The sequence below is a fragment of the Streptomyces apricus genome (genome assembly GCF_008369065.1).
Classification (GTDB): Bacteria; Actinomycetota; Actinomycetes; order Streptomycetales; family Streptomycetaceae; genus Streptomyces; species Streptomyces apricus.
On the sequence record NZ_VDFC01000077.1, the window covers coordinates 5,021 to 8,913 of the forward strand.

The 3,893-nt window shown below is 76.7% G+C and carries 3 protein-coding genes and 1 pseudogene; 1 reads left to right on the plus strand and 3 read right to left on the minus strand.

The features are described 5' to 3' along the window. Positions 1-3: 3 nt before the first annotated feature. Together FGF04_RS35310 and FGF04_RS35315 are read right to left on the minus strand one after the other, a co-directional pair. The gene (locus tag FGF04_RS35310) at positions 4-1,263 is read right to left on the minus strand and encodes an NAD(P)-binding domain-containing protein (RefSeq protein ID WP_149515472.1); all 1,260 of its coding nucleotides are present in this window, start codon (positions 1,261-1,263) and stop codon (positions 4-6) included. Further along, positions 1,263-2,342 carry a carboxylate--amine ligase gene (locus FGF04_RS35315; RefSeq protein WP_408055710.1) on the minus strand — a complete coding sequence of 360 codons (1,080 nt, stop codon included), beginning with the start codon at positions 2,340-2,342 and terminating at the stop codon, positions 1,263-1,265. The genes FGF04_RS35310 and FGF04_RS35315 overlap by 1 nt, the downstream gene beginning before the upstream one ends. Here FGF04_RS35315 and FGF04_RS35320 point away from each other — a divergent pair. After that, positions 2,231-3,511, plus strand: a complete 1,281-nt coding sequence (locus tag FGF04_RS35320) for a glycoside hydrolase family 26 protein (RefSeq protein WP_408055712.1) — start codon at positions 2,231-2,233, stop codon at positions 3,509-3,511. The two genes, FGF04_RS35315 and FGF04_RS35320, sit on opposite strands and share 112 nt — an antisense overlap. 53 nt (positions 3,512-3,564) lie before the next feature. Here FGF04_RS35320 and FGF04_RS35325 read toward each other — a convergent pair. Then, positions 3,565-3,893, minus strand: a pseudogene (locus FGF04_RS35325) (GNAT family N-acetyltransferase); the annotation flags it as partial.

A 3,893-nucleotide genomic window follows, 5' to 3' on the forward strand; every position in this document is an offset into this window, starting at 1 on the left:
GGCTCAGCGCCCCGCCGCCTCCACCACCGCCCGCCGCTCCCGCGCCCCGGGCACCGGCAGCGGGGCCGGCCCCGTACGCAGCCGGCGCCGCACCCCCCGTACCAGGGTCCGGGCCGTGAACGAGGCGCCGTGCACGAAGCGCATCGCCGGGCCGAAGCTCGACGCCGTGACCAGACCGGCCAGGAAGAGCCCCGGCCGGGACGACTCGAACTCCCGCCCCACGTACGGCGATCCGTCCGGCGACACGGCGAGGTCCGCGCGGACGTCGGCCGCCAGCAGGCCCAGGCGCTCCCGGGTCGCCCGGAACCCCGTGGCGGCGATGACGTGCCCGGTCTCCAGGGAGACCGGCCCGCCGGACGGGCCCCGCAGCGCGAGGCGCACGCCGTCACCGGCCGCGTACGCCGCCGTGACCTCGTGCCCCAGCAGCAGCGGCACCACCGGTTCGACGCGGTCGCGGACCCACCAGGCGCCCGCGGGGCCCAGCGCCGTCGTGGCGATCCGGGCCCGGGTGGCGTCGGGCAGGCGGCGGAACGCGCCGGGGCGCTCGGCGTAGAACCAGTTGCGCCAGCCGGGGCCCAGGCCGCTGTGCGGGGCGCGGGCCGACCGCCACCACGGGCGCTCCCAGGGCGGCGGCACGTCGTTCCAGGTGAGCCGCGGGGCCCGGACCACGACCCGTACGCGGGTGCCCTGTTCGGCGAGCAGGGCCGCCGTCTCCAGCGCGGCCTGGCCGCCGCCGACCACGGTCACGTCCCGGCCGCGGAACCGGTCCAGGTCGCCGTGGTGGCTGCTGTGCGAGACGTGCGCGGGGCCCAGCCCTCGCAGTGCGGCGGGGATCTCGGTGAAGGGCATGACGCCGACCGCCAGCGCGACCGTCCGCGCCCGCACGCGCTGCCCGTCCTCGGTGACCGCCTCGAAACCGCCCGGGCAGGGGCTGACGTCCGTGATCGTGCGCTCGTCCACCTCCGGGACCGCCTGCCGCGCGAACCACAGCCCGTAGGAGGCGAACACCTCGACCGGGATGGGCGCCCCGTGCCGGGCCGGTGTCCCCTGCCGCGCGCAGTAGGCGGCCAGGCCCAGCCGGCCCGCGGGGTCCGACAGGTCGGACGCCCACGGCTCGGACTTGAGGAACATGCCGCGGGGCATGTGGTCGCGCCAGGACGCCATGGGCCGGCCGAACACCCGCAGGCTCAGGCCGGCCGCCGCGGCGTGGGAGGCGATGGACAGGCCGTAGGGGCCGGCTCCCACCACCAGCAGGTCGTACATCAGTGACTGCTCGCTTTCTCGTCGTCGGACAGGGGACGTGCGTCGAGGGCGTCGAGGGGCGCGGCCGGCCGGCCGACGGGCGCGGCGGACCGGCCGGCCGGGGCGGACAGCCGGTCGGGAGGACCGGCCGGCCGTACGATCCGGGGGCCGGCGGCGGGTGCGGGGTCCGCCGGGCGCACCCGGTCCCGCAGGCGCCGGGCCGCGCGCAGGCCCACGTGGCGCGTCCACAGCGCCCACAGCGCGGCACCGGGCGCGAGGTCGTCCCGGGCGTGCCAGGCCCGTTCGGTGCCGCCCCGGAAGGCGGCCGCGAACGGCGCGTAGTTCTCCACCACGAACGTCCGGCCCGGGCGGGGCTCGGGCACCGGCAGCGGACGGTGGGTCAGGTCCAGGTGCTGCGCGCGCACCACGTCGAGCCCCGCCCCGTCGGCGAACAGCCGGAACTGCGCGCCGGGCCGCGGGTTGAAGTCGAGCAGGTGGTACGCGCCGGTCGCGGCGTCGCGGCGGAAGTCCAGGTCGAGGATGCCGCGGTAGCCGAGCGCGCGGACCAGCCGCTCGGCCGCCGCCGTCACGGCCGGGTTCGGCGTCCAGCGGCCCACCGCGGTCAGCCCGGCGCCGCGCGGCCAGGACCGCTGCTTGCGGCCCGGGCCGCCGCCGCGCACCGCCCCGGTCCGGTCCGCGTACCCGTGGAAGAACCAGTCCAGGTCCCGCCCCGGCGGCAGGAACGCCTGGAGCAGCAGCCGGCTGCCCGCCTCCCCGGCGCGCCGGGCCAGGGCCCGCGCCTCCTGAGCGGAGTTCAGCACCGTCGTGCTGCGCAGGTCCGACCCGGCGGGCAGCAGCCAGGGCCGGCTCCACTTCGCCACCACGGGCAGTCCCAGCCGCCGGACCGCTGCGGCGGCCTGCGCGGGACCGTCCGGCACCAGCGTCGTGGGGTGCGGGAGGCCCGCCGACGCGCACACGGCGGCGAGCTCTGCCTTGTCCGCGACGCGCTCGGCCAGGCCCGGGGGAGCGGGCGGCAGCAGGAAGCGCGGTGCCAGCTCGTCGCGCATCCGGTCCACCGCGACGGCGCTCGCGTCATCCATTGGGAACAGCACGGCGGGCCGGGCCACCCGCGCCGCCACTCGGCGCAACGCCAGGGCGATGTCGGCGGGCGGCGCGCCGGGGGCGCGCCCCGGCTCCGGCCGCGCCCTCGACGCCGGCCTCGCCCCCGGCTCCGGGCCCGGCCTTCGGCGCCTACCTGGACTACGGGCCCCGCGGGGTGGCCCGGATCGCCGAGCTCAGCCGCTGGCTGGGCGGGGCCGACCTGCGCGTGGCGCACACGTACCTGCCGGGCGACCGCTGGAGCAACATCGAGGGCCTGCCCGGCTTCCTCGACGCCTGGGCGGACTGGCGCAAGCAGGAGGACGACCGGCTCTTCGTCCTCAACGTCCCCATGCTGGAGCGCAACGAGGAGGGCGTCTCCGACTCCGAGGTCCGCGGGCTGCTGCGGCGGGGCGCGGCCGGGGAGTACGACCACCACTTCCGCAAGCTGGCGGAACGGCTCGTCGAACTGGGGGTGCCCGACACCGTCGTCGTGCTCGGCTGGGAGATGAACGGCATCACGTACACCCATCGCTGCGGACCGGACCCGGAGGCCTGGAAGACGTACTGGAACAGGATCGTCACCGCCATGCGGGCGGTGCCGGGACAGAAGTTCCGGTTCGACTTCACGCCGAACCGCGGCCATGACGCCGTTCCCTGGACCCGGTGCTACCCGGGCGACGAGACGGTCGACATCATCGGCATGGACTCGTACGACCAACCGCGCGGACAGTCATTCGACGAGGCGGTGACGGAGCCCTACGGGCTGCAGCAGCACGTCGATTTCGCGAAGGAGCACGGGAAGCCGATCTCCTATCCTGAGTGGGGACTGTTCCGCAACGGCGACAACGCGACCTACATGCGGCGCATGCTCGCCTGGCTGGACGAGCACAAACCGCTGTACAACACGCTCACCGACTACTGCCCGCACGGCGTGTGGCAGTGCGACGACAACCCCAGGGCCTCCGAGGTCTACCGCAAGGCCCTCTTCGGCCGCACCGACACCGAGGTGCCCGCGCCCACCGACCCGACGCCCAAGCCGACCGCCCCGCCGGCCGTCCCGCCGACGCGGCCGTCCAACTGCTCGCCGGTCGAGCTGGGCGACTGGGTGGAGTACTGGCTCGGCGGGAAGCTCTGCCTGCGCTTCGACTGGTGGTCGCGCACCCGCTGACCGCACGGCGGACAGGGGGCGGCGAGGACGGCGGCGGTGAGGTGGCGGACCGGTCACGGCCCGCCGCCCCCGCGCCGCTTCCGGTCGAGGAACCGGTCGAGCAGCTTCTTGCCCCCGCTGCGCACGGCCACGTCGCAGACGGCGGCGGACAGCAGCGGGGCCGTGCGCCGCCGGGCCAGCAGGAGACGCCGGTTGACGACGGGCTGCGGACGCCAGTGGTGCTTGTAGGGCTCGTTGCCCCGCAGCAGGCTCAGCACCCGCCGCCCGCCGCCGGTGCCGCCGTCGCCGCCCGCCCCGGTGTGCTGGGCGCAGGCGTGCAGCAGCATCGTCGCCACGTCCGCCTTGCGCTCGCGCAGCCGCGGGTGCGCGCCGTACAGGTAGC

Excerpts from the sequence above, each read along its gene's own strand:
- FGF04_RS35310 (WP_149515472.1), bottom strand. The coding sequence starts at position 1,263 with ATGTACGACCTGCTGGTGGTGGGAGCCGGCCCCTACGGCCTGTCCATC.
- FGF04_RS35315 (WP_408055710.1), bottom strand. The coding sequence starts at position 2,342 with ATGGATGACGCGAGCGCCGTCGCGGTGGACCGGATGCGCGACGAGCTG.